A 17,876-nucleotide genomic window follows, 5' to 3' on the forward strand; every position below is an offset into this window, starting at 1 on the left:
CGGGACGTCCAGCCGTTATGACCACCCTCACGTGCCGCGCCTTACGCCGGCTCGGTCGGGCGCTCCGCAGGGCGGTCGATTGTCCTTCGCACGCTACGAACCTGATGACGTAAACGGATCGCCGGATCGCTGAATCGTTCACGTCATCAGGTTCGTAGCCGCAGACGGGAAACCGGGCCCGGGCCGAGCCGGCCGCCCGGGCCGGTCCGAGCCGCGCGGCCAGGCCCGGCGGCGCGGGCCCGCCGGCCCAGTCAGGAAGCGAGTGCCCTGGCGAGCCGCCGGGCCTCGGTCGCCAGCCGGCCCCCACCGTCCCGCGCCACCACGTCGGCCAGCCCCGGCACCTCGATCCGTACGCCCGTCGCGGCGGCTGTCTCGGCCGCCAGGGTGAGCAGATCCGGGGTGCCCCGGGGTGGCGCGGGGGCGGCCAGCAGCGGCGGTAGCGCCGCCGCGAGCAGCCGCCAGGTGCTCAGCCGGGCGCCGGCCGTGACCGCGTCGCGCAGCGGGGCCGCCGCCCGGGTCAGCGTCACCTGGCCGTCCGCCGCCAACGCGCCGAGGTGCCCGCCGACGGCCGGCGCGTCCAGGTCCCCGGCCGCGGCCAGGATGAGCAGGGCGTCGAGCGCGGCGACCCGGTCCACCTCGTGCCGGGCGCACAGGCCGTACGCCAGGGCCAGGTCCAAGGCCGGGCCGCCCGTACCGGTGCACTCGGCCAGCACCGGCAGGATCGTGGCGCCCTCTCGGAGATCCTCCTGCGCCGCCTTGGCGATCTCGGGGAGCACGTGTGCGGCGACCAGGCCCCGGTGCCCAGGCAGCAAGGCTGGCCAGAGGTCGCCCCAGCGGCCGTGCCCCCGTCCTGTCAGCTGCGGCGTCACGGTGAGCAGTCCGAGTCGGTCTGCCACGCCCTCTGGCGCAGTGGTGGCGACCAGCGTCCGCCGCTCGGGCAACCGGTCGTAGCCGAAGTCGTGGCGGCCCATCGACTCCCGTCGACCGACGGTCACCACCTGGTGGGCCGGCGACGGGAGAGCGTCCCCGCGAAGCCAAGCGGCCAACTCGTCGCCGGCCGGCGTGTCGAGTGCCGCCGCGCGGGCCACCAGCGCCTCGTCCACGACGGCCGGTAGCCGCAGCAGGGCCTGGGTGAGATCCCATCGCCAGACCGGGCGGTCGCCGAGGACGGCCAACCGTTCGTACAGCGCGGTCGGATCGACGGCGCCGGTGGTCGAGGTGGGTGCGGCGAGCAGGCCTGGGTCATCCCGCGCGTCCAACCGCTGCCCGATCTCGGCGAGCCGGGCGCAGTACACCTGTGTGAGCGCGGGCCGACGGGCCGGCTCGGCGGCTGGACCGCTCCGGAACGGGCGTAGCGCCCGTGGCCGGGATCTGGTGAGGATGCCGGTCCACTGGTCGCGGCGCACGGCCGCCTCAGCCGGGGCGGCGGCAGCCAGCAGGACCCCGTGCAGCTGGGCCGGCAGGGAGAACGCCGCCCACGGGTGGTCGTCGGCCCCCACCCGATGGCGGCGCAGCACCGGCAGCAGTGCCGCCTCCAGCCGGACCCGGTCGGTGGTCGCCAGCCGGACCAGCCCGTCGAGGACCCGCTCGACCGCCAGCGCGGGCCAGCCCGTGCCGAGCAGCGCCGCCACCTCCTCGACCAGCTCGTCCACGTCCGCGATCGGCGGCGGGGCGGCTGCCACCGGTGCCGGAGGCCGCAACTCGTCACCGGCCACCGCCACGGTGACTGCGGCGACCGAACGGTGACCATGCCGCTGCGCGACCGTGACCGCCCGGTCCCGCAGGTCCGCCGCCGGGTGCTCGGCGGCCACCGCGACGACCGACGCGATCTCCGCCGCCCGGTCCGGCCGCTGCCGGGCGAGCCGGTCCAGCCAGGACAGTTGGCCCCGTACCAGCGCCTTCTCCGGGCGGATCAGCACCGCCCGCGAAACCTCCAGCAGCGACTCCAGCTCCACGTCGCCGGCCAGGCTCCGCAGCGCCCGCTGCGCCATCGCGGCGACCGGCCCGGGCGCGTCGGCGAGCAGCCGTAGGTAGGTGGTGGCTCGCGCCGCCACCTCGGCCGGGGCCGGAGCGAGCAGGTCGTGCAGGGCGAGGAACGGCCGTAGCGCGGCCGCCCGGTCCCCGCGTAGCAGCCGACCGAGGACCGCGTCCAGCAGCGTCGACCGGTCGATCCGCCCCTCCGCCGCCAGCGCGGAGAGGGCCTGGGGCACCATCTGCTTGTCGGCCGCGTAGGGCGGCGTCAGGTCGTCGCCGACACCGTCCACCTCGAACAGCCGGGGCAGCAGCACGTCCAGGAACGGGTCGGCGCGCAGGCGGTCGACGAGGGGAGCCAGCTGCCGGTGGTCGGGCCGCCACCACATAGCGTAGGCCCAGCCCGCGACGAACGCGTCCCCGGTCGGCGGCGCAGCATTCTCCGCCAGCAGCAGCCCTGCGACGAACTGCCAGCCCTCCCACGGCCGCCTGCGGGACAGCCGGTCGGCCAGCTTGTACGCCAGGTCGGCCAGCCAGGTCACGCGCCGCCGCCGGGCCATGGCGACCACCGGCTCCGGGTCGGCGTCCCGCAGCATGACCGAGCGGCGGCCGAGCAGCGCGGCGGCCTTCGTCGGGGTGCTGAGCGTGCCCACGGCCGCCACCGCTAGCGCGGTCGCCTCGTTGCCCCACCACCAGTTGTCCCGTCGCCGCCGGACATGGGCGACCAACTCCTCGCCGAGCGTACGGCGGGCGGGCTCGTCCAGCCCGACCAGCACCGCCTGGGCGGCGTCGACGTCGCCCCGGACCAGGGACTCGAAGAAGTCGGTCACGCCCCGACCTCCACCGGCGCGGTAGCCATCGAAGCGGCCAGCGCATGCTTGCAAGGCCCGCGCTGCCCCTGGTGCCGCCCCCACCAGCGGCAGGTGCAGGTGTACGCCCCGTCCGGCAGCCGCCGCACCCGGTAGGCCTCCGTGCCGCTGCGTACCGTCGCGTGCCCGTCCGCCCAGTCGACCGCGCCCCGCTCGACCAGCGCCCGCGCCCCGACCAGGCGCGGATTGTCCCGCTCGGCCCGGCCGGCGTCGTACGGCATGACTCGGTGGAAGTACCCGCCCTCCGCCACGTCGTAGCCGACCCGACCGGCGGTGCCGAGCTGGGCCAGCGCGGCGCGCACCCGATCGTCGGACAGGCCGGCCGCGTCGGCGAGCGCGGCCACGTCGATCGTCGGGTCCCAGGAGAGCAGGGCGGTGACCAGCTCGGCATCGTCGACCACCTCGTCACCGGCGAGCGCGAGCAGGGCGGCCCCCTCGCCGGAGAAACCCCGGTAGGGCTCGGGGGAGAGGGTCAGCGACAGCCGCAGCGCCCCGGTGCCGAGCTCCCAGGTGCTCGGCACCGCGGGCGAACCGGCCCGCACCGGTGGCCCGTACACCCGCAGGGTGCGGGCGTGCCGGAGCAGGCCGCGCAGGGCTGCGAGCCGGCCCGCGCCGGCCAGGCAGACGGCGCCCGGCACCGGTCGCGAGGTCAGCCGGAGGGTACGCCCGGCGGGCACCGCCCAGAGCACGGTGCGGTCGGTGCCGCCGGGGAGCCGGCGCAGGAACGCGGCCGCCTCGGCGGCGGGGATCTCGGCGCGCGGCTCGAACGCCGCGGTGAGCACGTGCACCTCGGCGAAGCCGCGCAGCCAGCGTCCCGGCAGTGGGACCTTCTTCTCGACCACCGCGCCGTCCATGGTGGAGACCGTGAGATCGTCCGGGCCGACGGCCACGTGCAGCGGCTCGATCCCGGCGACCCGGGCGAGCGCCTCCCGAAGCGGCGTGTTGACGTCGACGTTGGTGGTGCCGTGCCCCACGATCTCACCGTCGAAGCCGGCCGGGACCACGTCCATCCGCGCGTACACCCCGCAGCAGCCGGAGAAGGACTCGAACCGCAGCCGGTCCCGGCTGCCGGTCACCACCGGGTCCAGGCTCGCCGGGCTGACCGGTTGGTGATAGCGGGTGCGGGCCACCTCGGCGACGGCCAGCAGCCCGGCGGCCGCCGCTGCGGGTGTGGTGAGGAAGCCGGTGAAGAAGCGCGGGTTGGCCGCCGGGCCGCCGCAGGTCTGAAGGTCGAGACCGGCGGGGCGCAACGCGGACGGCTGGAGGTATCGGTACGTCTGGACGGCGTTCACGGCGCACACCGTAGGGCGGGCGACCGACATCCTTCGCCGACTCACGCCCCGGGCTGCTACGTTCCTCTGCGTGTTTGCCCTGCCCCTGACTGACGACGCCGAGCTGCGGCCGCTCGAGCCCTGGCGCTCCGACGAGTTCCTCGCCAACCTCGACCGGTGCCGCGAGCACATCGCCCCGTGGGTGGGCGCGTCCTTCGTCGCCACCGACGCCGACTCCGCCCGTCGGGTCCTGCAGAACTACGCCGACCGGGTGACGCGCGACGACGGCGGGATCTGGGGCATCTGGCAGCGCGGCACCCTGGTCGGCGGGGTGATGTTCGTGTCGTTCAGCACCACCACCGGCGTCTGCGAGGCCGGCTGCTGGCTGGAAGCCGCCGCCGAGGGGCAGGGCCTGGTCACCCGGGCCGCCCGCGTGATCATCGACTGGGCGATCCGGGAGCGTGGCATCCACCGGGTGGAGTGGGTGACCAAGGCCGGCAACGACCGCAGCATCGCCGTCGCGCGGCGGTTGGGCATGCGCCGCGACGGCGTCCTCCGCGAGGCCGCCCCGGGACCGGCCGGCCGGGCCGACATGGAGGTCTGGTCGGTGCTGGCTCCGGAGTGGACCGCCTGATCACACGCCGCGCGGGGTTTTGTCGTACCCGGACGTCAACATCTGTCCATGGCTGCCCCCGCACGGGCCGACCGGTCTCCCGATCCGCGCGCCCTGCCGCTGCGCGAGGTCCGCACCCGGCTCACCCAGCTCGTCGCCCTCGCCGAGCTGACTGACACGATCACCGTCGTCACTCGCGACGGTGACCCCCGCCCGATCGCCGCGATCGTGCCCGCGTCCGCCGCGAGGACGGCGGCGCAGGCCCGGGCCGACGCCGAGCGGATCGCCGCGATCAGCGCCGGCTGGTCCCGCCGCCTCGAGGAGCTGCACCGGCAGAGCAGCCGACGGCACGCGGCCGAGCGGCGTGCGCTCACCGACGCCCTCGCCGCGGTCTGGGCGGAGCTGGACCGCCGTGCCCCGGCCGGCGACCCGGCACTCACCCGGCTCCGCGCCGCGCACGCCGACCTGCTGCGCGACTGATGGCGGCCCGTTCCTAGGACGGAGCCGCCATCGGCGTACGCGTCAGTCCCGGCCGCGCTGCTGCCGGTATCGGCGGATCAGCGCCGCGGTCGACGAGTCCACGTCGCCGAGGTCCGGCCCGGCCCCGGTGAGCTTCGGCGCGAGCTGGTTGGCCATCACCTTGCCGAGTTCCACGCCCCACTGGTCGAACGGGTTGATGTCCCAGACCGTTCCCTCGGTGAAGACGATGTGCTCGTAGAGGGCGATCAGCTGGCCCAGCGTCGACGGGGTCAGCTTCGGCGCGATGATCGACGTGGTCGGGCGGTTGCCTTGCATCACCCGGTGCAGCACCACCTCGGCCGGGCCGCCCTCCGCCTCGACCTGCTCCCTCGTCCGCCCGAAGGCCAGCGCGGCGGTCTGCGCGAAGAAGTTCGACATGAACAGGTCGTGCATGTCGCCGAGGTCGTGGTTGGGCTGGCTGAACGCGATGAAGTCGGCCGGGATCAGCCGCGTCCCCTGGTGGATGAGCTGGTAGAAGGCGTGCTGCCCGTTGGTACCGGGCTCGCCCCAGAAGATCTCCCCGGTCGGGTACGTCACCTGGTTGCCGTCGACGGTGATCGACTTGCCGTTGCTCTCCATGGTGAGCTGCTGCAGATATGCCGGGAACCGGTGCAGGTACTGCGCGTAAGGCAGCACCGCGTGGGTCTGCGCGCCGAGGAAGTCGGTGTACCAGATGTTCAGCAGGCCCAGCAGCGCCGGCACATTCTGCTCGACCGGCGTGGTGCGGAAGTGCTCGTCGACGGCGTGGTAGCCGGCCAGCATCTCCCGGAACCGCTCCGGCCCGATCGCCAGCATCACCGACAACCCGACGGCCGAGGGCAGCGAGTAGCGGCCGCCCACCCAGTCCCAGAAGCCGAACATGTTCTCCGGGTCGATGCCGAAGTCGCGGACCCGCTGCTCGTTGGTGCTGACCGCGACGAAGTGCCGGGCGATCGCGGAGTCGTCCGCGTCCAGCCCAGCGAGCAGCCAGCGCCGCGCCTGGTCGGCGTTGGCCAGCGTCTCCTGTGTGGAGAACGTCTTGGAGACCACGATGAACAGCGTGCTGGCCGGGTCCAGGTCGGTGGTCTTGTCGTGGATGTCGGTCGGGTCGATGTTGGAGACGAACCGGCAGCTGATCCCGGCGTCCCGGTATGCCTTCAACGCCTCGTACGCCATCACCGGCCCGAGGTCGGAGCCGCCGATGCCGATGTTGACCACGGTGGTGATCCGCTCGCCGGTGTGGCCGCGCCACGCGCCCGACCGGACCCGGTCGGCGAAGGCCGACATCCGATCCAGCACGGCGTGCACGTCGGCGACCACGTCCTGCCCGTCGACCACGAGCGACGCCCCGCGCGGCTGGCGTAGCGCGGTGTGCAGTACGGCCCGGTCCTCGGTGGAGTTGATGTGCTCCCCGGCGAACATGGCGGCGATCCGGTCGGTCAGCCGGACCCGCTCGGCGAGCGCGGTGAGTAGGCGCAGCGTCTCGTCGGTGACCAGGTTCTTGCTGTAGTCCACGTGCAGGTCGGCGACGTCGCCGGTGAGCCGGTCACCCCGCTGTCCGTCGGTGGCGAACAGCTCCCGCAGGTGGGTGCCGCGCAGCGCCTCGGCGTGCTTGCGTAGCGCCTGCCATTCGTCGGTGGTGGTGACGTCCACAGCCATCGGGTCGATCTTCTCCTTCACGACGGGGGTCTGCCAGCGGGCCGTCGTCGCCCCGCTGCCGGCGACCCCATCAGCCTGCCACCCGAAGGAGGTTGGTGCGACGCGACCCGACATCGCCCACCCCTTGGGCGCGCCGCGCCGCGGCCTCGACGACACGATGTTGGACACCTGTTCGACACGCCGACGACGCCAGGACAGCGTTCGGTGGCCGAACGTAGGCTCCGATGGCTGACCGTGACGGTGAGGAGGTCCGCATGGCGACGGTGATCGGCCCCCGACCTCCGTCCGACGAGGACGAGCCGTCCGACGGCGTCGACGAGTCGCCGCTGCCGGAGCTGGAGGACGGCCACTGGATGCACCGGGCCACCGAGTTCGCCCACACCAGCTTCGGGTCGGTGGCCCGCCGACTGCCCGCCCTGGTCCGCGAGGCCGTCGCCCTGGCCTGGGCGACCAGCCGTCGGGACACCGTCGCCTCGATCGGGCTGAACGTCGCCGCAGGCGTGCTCACCACGCTCGGCCTGCTCGCCACCACCGGGGTGCTCCAGCAGCTCTTCGCCGCCGGCCCGACGCCCGACCGGATCCGTGCGGCGCTGCCGGCCCTGCTGCTCGCGGCAGCGGCGGTGGCCGTACGCGGCGCGCTGACCGTTGCCGCCGGCTGGGCGCAGGCCCGGCTCATCCCGCAGATCAACTACGCGGTGGAGCTACGGCTGTTCGAGACCACCACGGCGGTCGAACTGGCTGCCTTCGACGACGCCGGCTTCGCCGAGGAGATGGACCGGGCCCGGGACAAGGGCATGGTCGAGGCCGCGTCGATCGTCAACGACACGGTCAACCTGGTCAGCGGGGTGGTCGGCGTGCTGGCCACCGCCGCGGCGGTCACCGTGATCCAGCCGGTGCTGCTGCCCTGCCTGCTGCTCGCCGCGGCACCTGAGGCGGTGACCGCGGTGAAGATGGCCCGCCGTCGGCACCTCGACTGGTTGGCCCGGATCAACCGCCGTCGCCGGATGTGGATGCTCGCCCACCTGATGGCCGATCGGCACACCGCCGCCGAGATCCGCACGTACCAGATGCGCGAGTTCCTGCTCGCCGAGTTCCGCCGGATGATGCGCCTGGAGACCCGCGCCGAGCTGCGGCTGGCCCGGGCGCAGACCGCCACCCGGGCGGTCGGCCTGTCGGTCACGGGAATCGCCGCGTTCGTCCTCTACACGGTTCTCGGCGGCCTGTTGCTCGGCGGCGTGGTGGCGCTGGCCGCCGCCGCCACCGCCCTGCTGGCGTTGCAGTCCGCCCGGGCCGGCCTGCGGACCGCCGTCTTCGCCACCAACTCGCTCTACGAGGACGCCCTCTACTACCAGGACTACCGGGATTTCGTCGACCGGGCCCGGGAGCGGGTGTCCACCGGCGGCGGTCGACCGGTCGACGCCGTCGATCGGATCGAGCTCGACCAGGTCACGCTGGTTTATCCGGACACCGACATCCCGGCCGTGGACCAGGTCAGCCTCACCATCCGGCGGGGTGAGGTGGTGGCCCTGGTGGGGGAGAACGGCTCCGGCAAGACCACCCTCGCCAAACTCATCGCCGGCCTCTACCGGCCGACGGGTGGGGTGATCCGCTGGAACGGTGTGGACACCGCCGAGCTGGATCCACGGCAGACCGGCGCCCAGGTGGCGGTGATGAGCCAGGACTGGTGCAGGTTCCCGTTCACCGCCCGGCAGAACATCCGCATCGGCCGGCACGACCGCGTCGCCGACCGCGCCGGCCCCAGCGTCGAGGACGCCGCCCGGGGCGCCGCCGCACACGACATGATCAGCGGGCTGCCGTTCGGGTACGACACCCTCCTGGACCGGCAGTTCAAGAACGGCCAGGACCTCTCCGGCGGGCAGTGGCAGCGCCTCGTCGCCGCCCGCGGCCTCTATCGGGACGCCCGGCTGCTGATCTGCGACGAGCCCTCGGCGGCCCTGGACGCCCGGGCCGAGCACGCCCTCTTCCAGCACCTGCGGCGCCACCCCGACCGGGCGGTCGTCCTGATCACCCACCGGCTGGCCAACGTCCGGCACGCCGACCGGATCTTCGTGCTGGACCACGGCCGGCTCATCCAGCACGGCAACCACGACGAGTTGATGGCGCAGGACGGCCCCTACCGGGAGCTGTTCGCGCTCCAGGCCGCCGGCTACCTGGCGCAGGCGGGGGAGGCCACGGGCTGACCGGTCACCGGTTGACCTTGAGTGCACTCGAAATCCTACGGTGGCCGGACCGACCGCCGCCCGGTCAGCGCGGCGTACCCCGCTGGAAAAGGAGCATCCCGTGCGCTACCGCGTACTCGGCGGCACCGGCATTCAGGTGAGCGTCCACTGTCTCGGCACGATGATGTTCGGCGCGGTCGGCAACCCCGACCACGACGACTGTGTCCGCATCGTGCACGCCGCCCTCGACCAGGGCGTCAACTTCATGGACACCGCCGATATGTACTCCGCCGGCGAGTCGGAGGTCATCGTCGGCAAGGCGCTACGGGGCCGGCGGGACGACGTGGTCCTCGCGACCAAGGTGCACTTCCCGATGTGGGAGGGACCCAACCGGGGCGGCAACTCGCGGCGCTGGATCGTCCGGGAGGTGGAGGAGAGCCTGCGCCGCCTGGGCACCGACTGGATCGACCTCTACCAGGTGCACCGGCCCGACCACACCACCGACGTCGAGGAGACGCTCGGCGTGCTCACCGACCTCGTCCGGGCCGGCAAGATCCGTGCCTTCGGCTGCTCGACCTTCCCGGCCGAGGAGATCGTGGAGGCGCACCACGTCGCCGAGCGGCGCGCGCTCGGTCGCTTCCGTACCGAGCAGCCGCCGTACTCCGTCCTGGCCCGGGGGATCGAGACCGCGGTGCTTCCGGTCTGCCAGCGGTACGGGATGGGCGTCCTGGTCTGGAGCCCGCTGGCCTCCGGCTTTCTCTCCGGCCGGTACCGGTCCGGCCGTGCCGTCGACCTCACCGCCGGCCGGCCGGCCCTCACCCCGGCCCGGTTCGACCCGGCGTTGCCCGGCAACGCCGCGAAGTACGCCGCCGTCGAGGAACTGGTCGCGCTCGCCGACGAGATCGGCTGCACCCTGTCGGAGCTGGCCGTCGCGTTCACCGTCGCGCACCCGGCGGTCACCTCGGCGATCATCGGACCGCGCACGATGGAGCAGTTGGAGGGGCTGCTCAAGGGTGCCGCGCTCACCCTCGACGACGCCGTGCTGGACCGGATCGACGAGATCGTCCCGCCCGGCACCAACCTCTACCAGCCGGACGGCGCCTGGTCGCCGCCGGTGCTCACCGACCCGGCCCGCCGGCGCCGCCCCCTCGCCGACCGGGCCGCCGCCTGACCGCCCGGCCCCCGTCGCCGGCGCGCCCGACGGCAGGAGCACAGCGGGCTCCGGCCCGGCGGAATCCGCCGGGCCGGAGCTCTTGTGCCGTTGACGGGCCGTGGATCAGCTCGTCTTCACCGATCCGGTGACCTTGCTGTCCCGCACGGTGGCGCCGACAGCGTCCACCGAGCCGTTGACGTTGCTCTCCACGATCGACACCACGGAGGCACCGGTCGCGCTGACCGAGCCGTTGAGGGTCGAGTTGAAGGTGATCAGACCCGCGCCCGGCGCGACCTTGGTCGCACCGTTGACCGTCACGCCGTCCAGGCAGGTGATGCCGGACTTGATGTCGAGCCCACCGTTCTGTCGGTTGGTCAGGACCGTGGTGCAGGCCGGGTAGCTGGGCTGCGTCTGCACGTTCAGCTCATCGAACGCGATCGCCCGGGCGTTGTTCGTCCGCGGGTCGTCCAGCTTGATGACGTCGAGGCCCTTCTGGATGTCGTTCGAGTAGATGTATCCGTTGTGGTAGTACGTCGACCAGGCCCCGCCGAGGATGTTGCGGGTCTCCGAGAGCGGGCCCCGCTCCCAGAAAGCGATCTCGACCGGGTTGGCCGAGTCGGTGAAGTCGATCACCGAGATGCCGCCCTGGTACCACGCCTGCACCATCACGTCGCGGCCCATCGCCGGGATCAGCGAGCCGTTGTGCGCAACGCAGTTCTCCCGGGTGGTGTTCAGCCGCGGGATCTTGAAGTAGCTCTTGAAGACCAGCTTGCGGCTGTCACCGGACCCGACGATGTCGTAGATCGCGTCCGCGCCCTGGTTGGTCCGGTAGTTGCTGGTGCAGATCGCGCTGCTGCCGCCGCCGAGCTCGTCGGTGAAGATGACCTTGTTGCCGGCGTTGTTGAACGTGGCCGAGTGCCAGAACGCGAAGTTCGTGTCCCGGACCTGGCTGATGATCCGCGGCGCCTCCCGGTCGGAGATGTCCATCAGGACGCCGTCGCCCATGCAGGCACCGGCGGCCAGGTCAAGCTCCGGGTAGGCGGTGATGTCGTGGCAACCGCTGGTGGAGTTCGCGCCGGTGGTTCCCGGGAAGAGAACCGGGGTGGCCACCACGGAGGCGGCAGTCGGGTTGTCCAGCGGCACCTTGATGATCGAGATCTTGTCGTGCGGCGTCTTGCAGTACGCGGCGCTGGCCGACGGGCTGTACGACTGCACGTAGACGTAGACGCTCTTGCCGTCCTTGCTCGGCACCAGCGTCTGGGTGTGGGAACCGCAGTCGGTGCGGACCGACTTGATGTACCGCGGGTTCGCCTTGTCGCTGATGTCGAAGATCCGGACGCCCTCCCAGTGGGCCGGGTTGGTCACGGAACCGACCGCGCTGGTGCACGAGTCGTTGGTCCGCGGCTGGTCGACCGCGAGGAACAGCAGGTTGCCCATGACCGACGGGTCGCCCTGCGAACCGGAGCAGACCACCTGGCTGACCACCTGGGGCGAGCTGGGGTTGCTGACGTCGAAGACGTTGAAGCCCTCGTAGTTGCCGGCGAAGACATAGTTGCCCTGGAACGCCAGGTCCGAGTTGTACGCCCCCTCAGCGGCGAACCCACCGAACTTCGGGTAGTTGGCGATCTGCCGGATGTTGGGGCTGCTCGCGATCTCGTCGACGCCCGGAATGGCGTTCGCGGCGACCGCGTCGTTGACCGACTCCTCGGCGATGCAGTACTCGGCGAAGTTGTCTCCGGCGGCCTGGAACGATTCGCAGACGTCTGTGTTCTCGGTGGAATCGGTGGCGCCGCTCGCCGGCGCCGCAGCCACGGCGGCGGTGAGGAGAAGGGCGCCTGTGGCGGCCAGGGTGATGGCCAGCCTTCGGCTTCCTTGTGGGATTCGTTCGAACATGTACGGACACCCTTCGTCATGGGGTCGAGCAGGGTAGCCGGACGATAACCCAGAGTCCGACCTCAATTTGTGACCCAGGTCACAGTCGGCGCGGACTCATGGTCACGGTTAGGTGAAAGTGGCGGTGGTGCGGCGGCACGAATAACCGCAGGTGAGACCAAAACAGAATCTTTTCGCTGCCCGCGATCCTCCCGGTGGCAGGTCACCCCGCGTTACGATCCCGGCCATCCTCGGACGGACGGCGGGAGTCAAGTTGTGCTAGGTGGACGGATCCGAGCTCTCTTTGGACGGTCGCGAGCGATTGTGCTGGTCGAGCTGGTCGTGCTCGCGGTGGTGGCCGCCGGGGCGGCGGCGGTCGTCTGGTGGCCGGACGACCAGCCGAAGCCGGCGGCGAAGGCGGCGACGGCGAGCCCGCCGGAACCGCTCGCCCTGCCCAGTGCGCCCGACGCGACCGCGCCGGTGCTGATGCCCGGGGCTCCCGGTGAGCCGGCGAAAACCCTCCCGGCCAACGAGGTGTCGCCCCTGCCGCGCCGGTCGCACAACAAGGCCGACATTCGGTTCGTGACGATGATGATTCCGCATCACGAGCAGGCGCTCGTGATGGCCAGACTGGTGGCGGAGCGGGGACAGAACCCGAAACTCAAGATCATCGCCGACCGGATCCTGGCGGCCCAGGAACCGGAGATCAAGACGCTGGACACCTGGCTGACGGACCGGGGCCTGGACCGGAACTCTGGCGGCCCCCACCAGCACAGCATGACCGGCATGCAGTCAGCGGAGGCATTGGAGCTTCTCGCCGCGGCCCGGGGCGCCGACTTCGACCGGATGTTCGTCACCATGATGATCGAGCATCATCAGGGTGCGATCGACATGGCGGGCGAGGTGCTGGCGCTCGGGGTCGACGGCATCATCAACGAGATGGCCAGCGGCGTCATCGCGGAGCAGAGCGCCGAGATCAACCGAATGCGTGAGGCGTTGGGCACCGCGAAATAGCCCCGCCACCCGCCGCGGCACGATGCCACACTGGTGGAGTGGATCATCGTGACCTCGTGCGGGTGAGCAAGAAGATGTCCCTCGCGCTGCGGCACCGCCCGGACCGGTTCGGCCTGGCGCTCGACCGGGCCGGCTGGGTGCCGGTCGCCGACCTGCTCGCCGCGCTGCGGATCAGCCGCGTCGAGCTCGACGCCGTGGTCGCCGGCAACGACAAGCAGCGCTTCGCGGTCGAGCGCGGGCCCGACGGCGCCGACCGGATCCGGGCCAACCAGGGCCACTCCGTCGCGGTCGACCTCGGCCTGACGCCGGCCACGCCGCCCGAGCGGCTCTTCCACGGTACGAGCGACAGCGTCGCGCCCGCGATCCGCCTTCAAGGGCTGCGCCGGGGGCGCCGGCACCACGTGCACCTGTCGCCGGACGTGGAGACCGCCCGGCGGGTGGGGTCCCGGCGGGGCGGCGCGGTGGTGGTGTTCACTGTCGACTCCGCCGCGATGGCCGAGAACGGCTACCTGTTCTATCGCAGCGCGAACGGGGTGTGGCTCACTGACGCAGTGCCGCCCGCGTACCTGACCGCCTGATCGTCGGCCGGCGGCGGCGGGACGGTGATCCACCACCGGTCCGCAGCACCACACCCTGGGGTCACTCGTGACGCTGCTCGGCGAGGAAGTCGGCCAGCACCCGGGTGTGGGTGGAGAAGGCCAGTTCGACCGGCTCGGTGACGACCAGCCACTCGGTGGCCTCCTCGGTCGGCGCCGACGGCGGCAGGTCCCCGATGGCCCGCTCCGGCAGCACGCCGAAGACCATCATGGTGCCGCCCGCAGGCGCCCCGTGCACCGCGAACAGCCGCGCCTGTCCGGCCTCGGCGAGCAGGCCGGTCTCCTCACGCAGCTCCCGGACCAGCGCCTCGTTCCACTCTTCGCCGTACTCGATGAACCCGCCGGGGAGCGCGAGCTGGCCGCGGGCCGGTTCGATGTCCCGGCGGACCACCACCACGCCGAGACCGGCCGGGGTCCGGACCGGCAGCACCGCCACCGCGACGGGCAGCGGGTTCCGCCACACCGTCGCGCCGCAGTCGGCGCAGACGCGCGGCCAGCCGGCCTCCGCCGGGTAGGCCACGCCGCAGTACGAGCAGTGCGAGTACGGTGTCGCGGTCACGCCGGAGCACGTTACCCGCCTGGCGCGCGGAGGGTCCTCGTCATCCGGCCGGCGCCTGGTATGTTTCCGAGGGCGGCACGGGCGTCCATCAGCGCGAAGCCGAGCAGGTTCTCGCCCCGCCACCGGGCCGGGTCCGCGGCGCGCGGGTCGTCGGCGGCCAGGCCGATGCCCCAGATCCGGTCCACCGGGCTCGCCTCCACCAGCACCCGCTCCCCGGTGCCGAGCAGGAAACGCTTCAGCTCCTCGTGCTGGCCGAACTTGGCCACGCTCCCGGCCACCACGATCTCGTAGCGGCAGGACACCCAGGTTGCCTCGTCGAAGCCGCGGACCTGCCGGCCGAGCGCCTTGGCCCGCTGCGGGTGCCCGGCGGCGAGGACCCGCTCGGCCGTCTCCGTGTCGCCAAACAGGTTCGCCTTGCGCCACATCATCCACTGCTCGGCGGTGGCGTACGTCCGGCCGTCCACGGTGAACGGTGCCGGCCACCACTGGCTCAGGCACCCGACGCCGACGCTGCCGTCGCGCTGCGGGCGGTGGCCCCAGAAGTGCAGGTACTTCGTCCGCCGTCCGGACCGGACGGCGGCGACGAGCTCGGCGGCAGATCGGGGCGACATGATCGACAGTCTGCCCGAGGGCACCGACAAATCGCCTCCGCGTTTCGTGCCGCAGGAAACGGTTGGCCAGGTCGCGTGGCGGTCGCGGGGCACCCCGGTGGGCGCCCCGCGACGGCGGGTCGGGTGGTCAGCCGCCGAGGCGGGCGGCCACCGCGCTACGCAGCTCAGGCAGTCGGTCGTGCAGCAGCCCCGGGCACTGGGTGCTGTTGAAGTCCTTGTGCCCGTAGATCTCGCTGGACGGGATGCCGTACTGCTGGCAGGTGAACGCGCAGAACCACACCAGGCTGTCCCAGAGGGCCTTCGGCGGCTGCACGTCGAGATAGATGCCGTCGTTCTCGATCCCGATGGCCTGGCTGTTCTGCCCGACGCAGTGCGCGCCCTGCACCATGGTCTGCCCGTGCAGCAGCGCGTAAAGGCTGCCGTGCCGGCCTTCGGTGAGGTAGCCGCCGCGGCTGTTGGTGAAGTGCTGGCCGGAGTCGAGCCAGCCGTTGGTGTCCATGTGCAGGTTCTGGATGTCGCGCGAGTTCCGGTAGGCCTGCGCCAGGCTGTAGTCGGTGGTGTTCGGGAACGCCGTGTGATGGATGATGATCTTGTTGGGGCGGCTCTGCACCACGCTCACCGCGGACGACGGCGGGCGGGCGCTCCAGGTCGCACAGTTGGCGATATCCGGCTGGTCGACCCGGGTGGCGACGGCCCGCGCGCCGAGGTCGTCGCCGAACTGGGTGAACGCGGTCGCGCCGGCGGCGGCGCCGAGCAGGACCGCGCCGCGCAGCACGGCCCGCCGGGGGACGGGGACGGACATCATGGCCTCCTCAGGGGCACGGACGCCGCCGGTGGCGGGCGGCTGCTCCGGGTCGCGGCGTGGCGTCAGAAACACCGAGCCGGAGTGGCCGGAGGGCGGCCCGCCACCGGTGCGGATCAGCAGGGCCCGTTGCAGGCCAGCACCTTGAGCCGGTCCAGGGTGCCGTTCCAGACGTTCTGGTCACCCGGGAAGGTGCCGGAGGAGGCCCACTGCCAGAACGAGTACGTCGGCCAGCCGGCCGGCAGGGTGCCGACGCTGCTGGCGTAGCGGGCGATCCAGAGCGGGTTGTTGGCGGCGAACTGCGACGTGTTGCCGGTGCAGGTGCTCCACCAGTCGGTCGTGGTGTAGATGGTCGCCCACCGGCCGGTACGGGCCTTGTACTGGTTGACGAACGAGGCGATCCAGCTGCGCATCGAGGCCTGGCTCAGCCCGTAGCAGGTCGCGCCGTACGGGTTGTACTCGATGTCCAGCGCGCCCGGCAGGGTCTTGCCGTCCTTGGACCAGCCGCCACCGTGGTTGACGAAGTAGTCGGCCTGGACGGCACCGCTGGAGACGTCCGGCCGGGCGAAGTGGTACGACCCGCGGATCATGCCGACGTTGTAGGAGCCGTTGTACTGCTGGGCGAAGTACGGGTTGGTGTAGCCGGTGCCCTCGGTGGCCTTCACGTACGCGAACCGGGCGCCGTTGTTCCAGGCGCCCTGCCAGTTGACGTTGCCCTGCCAGCTGGAGACGTCCATGCCGGGCAGGCCGGCCGGTGCGGCACTGGCGGGTGTCGCGCCGAGGAGGGTCGAGGCGGCCAATGCGGCCGTGGCGAGCAGAGCGGCGCCGGCGGTACGCAGCGCCGATCGGAGCGGACGGTTCATCTTTTCCTCCCTGGGGGTCTGCCGCTCGCTGCGGCGGGAGATGACGAAAGGATCTGTCAGTATTAGGTCACGAGGCGGAGACAAATTTCAATAGATCGATGGAAGATCCTCTCTGAACTTTTCCCGCCCGCGCTCCCGGGCCTGCTCGCGGGCGCGGTCGGTGATCTCGGGGCCGGTACGCCCTGGCCACCACCCTGCCGATCGAGGTGCGCCCGTTCCAGGGCGAGTTCTGAGGGCGTGACGGACCTGCGGGACGGCGGCGCGCCGGGCGCTGGAGGGTCCCGGTGTTCCGCCGACGGTGAACCGGACGGCGCTCACAGCGACCGGCGGCGAGGATGCCGACAACGTCCACGCAAGCGGACCGACCTACAACCGGAGGGACGGTGAAGCCATGACGGTGATAGCGCCGGTGAAGACTGCGGCGGCGTGGCGAAGTGACCACGTCGGCGACGATCCACGTTGGCGGCTGCGGCTGAGCGAGGTCCACCAGGACGAGGTACTCGACGCGTTGGCCGCGGTGCGGGCCGCCGGAGTCGGCCTCGACGATGTCTCGCCCGAGCTGTTCCCGTTGCCGACGCTCGGTCCACACCTGCGGCGTCTGGCCGTCGACGTCACGCACGGTCGGGGGTTCGCGCTTGTGCAGGGCCTTCCGGTAGGTGCCCTGGCCGAGCACGACGCCGCGCTGGTCGCCCTCGGTGTCGCCGGCCACGTCGGCGGGATCGTGCCGCAGGGGCCTGAGCGGATGCCGGTCATCCACGTACGGGACGAGGGCGCCGACCCCGCTCGGTCGACGACCCGCAGCCACCAGCACAGCCAGCAACTCGGCTTCCACGCTGACCCCACCGACGCCGTTGCCCTGCTGTGCCTGTGGCCGGCCCGATCCGGAGGGCAGAGCGCGATCGTGAGCTCCGTCGCGGTACACAACGCACTCGTCGACGCCCGCCCCGACCTGGCATGCCTGCTCTACCAACCATGGTGGTTCGATCGGCGCACCGGCGATGGCCCGGACAGCTTCCACCAGCAACCCGTGTACGCGGTCAGCCCCGACGGGCGGCTGACCGTCCGGTACGGCCCGGACTACATGCGCAGCGCCCAGCGATCCCCGCACGTGCCTCCGCTCACCTCACAGCAGTGGGAAGCGTTGGAGGCGGTCGACCGGCTCAACCACGACCCCCGGTTCCTGCTCACGATGGACCTGCGCCCCGGCGACCTGCAGTTCCTCAACAACCACGTCATCCTGCACAGCCGAACCGCCTATGCGGACCACCCCGACCCGACTCGCCGCCGGCACCTCCTCCGGCTCTGGCTCGACCTTGGTCTGGAGGGATAGGCGATCATGCAGCAG

Annotated in this window: 15 protein-coding genes; 7 read left to right on the top strand and 8 right to left on the bottom strand. The window is 72.1% G+C overall.

Annotated features, from left to right (window positions below; all coding sequences use genetic code 11):
- Nucleotides 1-251: 251 nt before the first annotated feature.
- The gene (locus ACNAVT_RS07165) at nt 252-2,801 is read right to left on the bottom strand and encodes a DUF6493 family protein (RefSeq protein WP_416293982.1); all 2,550 of its coding nucleotides are present in this window, start codon (nt 2,799-2,801) and stop codon (nt 252-254) included.
- Complete coding sequence (locus ACNAVT_RS07170; RefSeq protein WP_416293983.1) at nt 2,798-4,132, bottom strand: SWIM zinc finger family protein; 1,335 nt, start codon at nt 4,130-4,132, stop codon at nt 2,798-2,800. The genes ACNAVT_RS07165 and ACNAVT_RS07170 overlap by 4 nt, the downstream gene beginning before the upstream one ends.
- Nucleotides 4,133-4,202: 70 nt before the next feature.
- Between ACNAVT_RS07170 and ACNAVT_RS07175 the strand changes: the two genes are divergently transcribed.
- Both ACNAVT_RS07175 and ACNAVT_RS07180 read left to right on the top strand, forming a co-directional pair.
- A complete protein-coding gene (locus ACNAVT_RS07175) occupies nt 4,203-4,745 on the top strand; it encodes a GNAT family N-acetyltransferase (protein WP_416293985.1) in 543 nt (180 codons plus the stop codon).
- A gap of 48 nt (nt 4,746-4,793) precedes the next feature.
- Nucleotides 4,794-5,204, top strand: a complete 411-nt coding sequence (locus ACNAVT_RS07180; RefSeq protein WP_416293987.1) for a type II toxin-antitoxin system Phd/YefM family antitoxin — start codon at nt 4,794-4,796, stop codon at nt 5,202-5,204.
- 42 nt (nt 5,205-5,246) lie between these two features.
- On the opposite strand, the gene pgi is transcribed toward ACNAVT_RS07180, so the two are convergent.
- Nucleotides 5,247-6,881: a glucose-6-phosphate isomerase gene (gene pgi, locus ACNAVT_RS07185; RefSeq protein ID WP_416294195.1), complete on the bottom strand. Its 1,635-nt coding sequence runs from the start codon at nt 6,879-6,881 to the stop codon at nt 5,247-5,249.
- Between the two features lie 254 nt (nt 6,882-7,135).
- On the opposite strand from pgi, the gene ACNAVT_RS07190 reads away from it, so the two are divergent.
- Nucleotides 7,136-9,082 (top strand): ABC transporter ATP-binding protein, encoded by a 1,947-nt coding sequence (locus tag ACNAVT_RS07190; RefSeq protein ID WP_416293989.1) that lies wholly within the window; start codon nt 7,136-7,138, stop codon nt 9,080-9,082.
- A 100-nt stretch (nt 9,083-9,182) separates the two neighbouring features.
- Nucleotides 9,183-10,232 carry an aldo/keto reductase gene (locus tag ACNAVT_RS07195; protein WP_416293990.1) on the top strand — a complete coding sequence of 350 codons (1,050 nt, stop codon included), beginning with the start codon at nt 9,183-9,185 and terminating at the stop codon, nt 10,230-10,232.
- Between the two features lie 105 nt (nt 10,233-10,337).
- On the opposite strand, the gene ACNAVT_RS07200 is transcribed toward ACNAVT_RS07195, so the two are convergent.
- Nucleotides 10,338-12,107 carry an LVIVD repeat-containing protein gene (locus ACNAVT_RS07200; protein ID WP_416293992.1) on the bottom strand — a complete coding sequence of 590 codons (1,770 nt, stop codon included), beginning with the start codon at nt 12,105-12,107 and terminating at the stop codon, nt 10,338-10,340.
- Nucleotides 12,108-12,440: 333 nt separating this feature from the next.
- Between ACNAVT_RS07200 and ACNAVT_RS07205 the strand changes: the two genes are divergently transcribed.
- Both ACNAVT_RS07205 and ACNAVT_RS07210 read left to right on the top strand, forming a co-directional pair.
- The gene (locus ACNAVT_RS07205) at nt 12,441-13,100 is read left to right on the top strand and encodes a DUF305 domain-containing protein (protein WP_416293994.1); all 660 of its coding nucleotides are present in this window, start codon (nt 12,441-12,443) and stop codon (nt 13,098-13,100) included.
- A gap of 38 nt (nt 13,101-13,138) precedes the next feature.
- Complete coding sequence (locus tag ACNAVT_RS07210) at nt 13,139-13,678, top strand: RNA 2'-phosphotransferase (protein ID WP_416293996.1); 540 nt, start codon at nt 13,139-13,141, stop codon at nt 13,676-13,678.
- 61 nt (nt 13,679-13,739) lie between these two features.
- Here the strand turns inward: ACNAVT_RS07210 and ACNAVT_RS07215 are convergent, their stop codons facing one another.
- The 4 genes from ACNAVT_RS07215 to ACNAVT_RS07230 form a co-directional block, all read right to left on the bottom strand.
- Entirely contained in the window at nt 13,740-14,255 is a 516-nt protein-coding gene (locus tag ACNAVT_RS07215; RefSeq protein WP_416293998.1) for an NUDIX domain-containing protein, read from the bottom strand.
- 11 nt (nt 14,256-14,266) lie between these two features.
- Nucleotides 14,267-14,866 carry an NADAR family protein gene (locus ACNAVT_RS07220; protein WP_416293999.1) on the bottom strand — a complete coding sequence of 200 codons (600 nt, stop codon included), beginning with the start codon at nt 14,864-14,866 and terminating at the stop codon, nt 14,267-14,269.
- 127 nt (nt 14,867-14,993) lie between these two features.
- Entirely contained in the window at nt 14,994-15,668 is a 675-nt protein-coding gene (locus tag ACNAVT_RS07225) for a peptidoglycan recognition family protein (protein ID WP_416294000.1), read from the bottom strand.
- Nucleotides 15,669-15,784: 116 nt separating this feature from the next.
- Nucleotides 15,785-16,531, bottom strand: coding sequence for a lysozyme (locus tag ACNAVT_RS07230; RefSeq protein WP_416294001.1), 747 nt, complete (start codon nt 16,529-16,531; stop codon nt 15,785-15,787).
- 391 nt (nt 16,532-16,922) lie between these two features.
- Here ACNAVT_RS07230 and ACNAVT_RS07235 point away from each other — a divergent pair, with 391 nt between their 5' ends.
- Nucleotides 16,923-17,861, top strand: a complete 939-nt coding sequence (locus ACNAVT_RS07235) for a TauD/TfdA family dioxygenase (RefSeq protein ID WP_416294003.1) — start codon at nt 16,923-16,925, stop codon at nt 17,859-17,861.
- Nucleotides 17,862-17,876 lie beyond the last annotated feature (15 nt).

Origin of the sequence: Micromonospora sp. SL4-19 (genome assembly GCF_047921475.1) — a bacterium.
Lineage (GTDB): Bacteria > Actinomycetota > Actinomycetes > Mycobacteriales > Micromonosporaceae > Micromonospora.

Bases quoted from the DNA above. Each gene is read 5' to 3' on its own strand.
- pgi (WP_416294195.1), bottom strand. From the start codon at position 6,881: ATGGCTGTGGACGTCACCACCACCGACGAATGGCAGGCGCTACGCAAG.
- ACNAVT_RS07190 (WP_416293989.1), top strand. From the start codon at position 7,136: ATGGCGACGGTGATCGGCCCCCGACCTCCGTCCGACGAGGACGAGCCG.
- ACNAVT_RS07235 (WP_416294003.1), top strand. From the start codon at position 16,923: ATGACGGTGATAGCGCCGGTGAAGACTGCGGCGGCGTGGCGAAGTGAC.
- ACNAVT_RS07220 (WP_416293999.1), bottom strand. From the start codon at position 14,866: ATGTCGCCCCGATCTGCCGCCGAGCTCGTCGCCGCCGTCCGGTCCGGA.
- ACNAVT_RS07225 (WP_416294000.1), bottom strand. From the start codon at position 15,668: ATGTCCGTCCCCGTCCCCCGGCGGGCCGTGCTGCGCGGCGCGGTCCTG.
- ACNAVT_RS07200 (WP_416293992.1), bottom strand. From the start codon at position 12,107: ATGTTCGAACGAATCCCACAAGGAAGCCGAAGGCTGGCCATCACCCTG.
- ACNAVT_RS07230 (WP_416294001.1), bottom strand. From the start codon at position 16,531: ATGAACCGTCCGCTCCGATCGGCGCTGCGTACCGCCGGCGCCGCTCTG.
- ACNAVT_RS07180 (WP_416293987.1), top strand. From the start codon at position 4,794: ATGGCTGCCCCCGCACGGGCCGACCGGTCTCCCGATCCGCGCGCCCTG.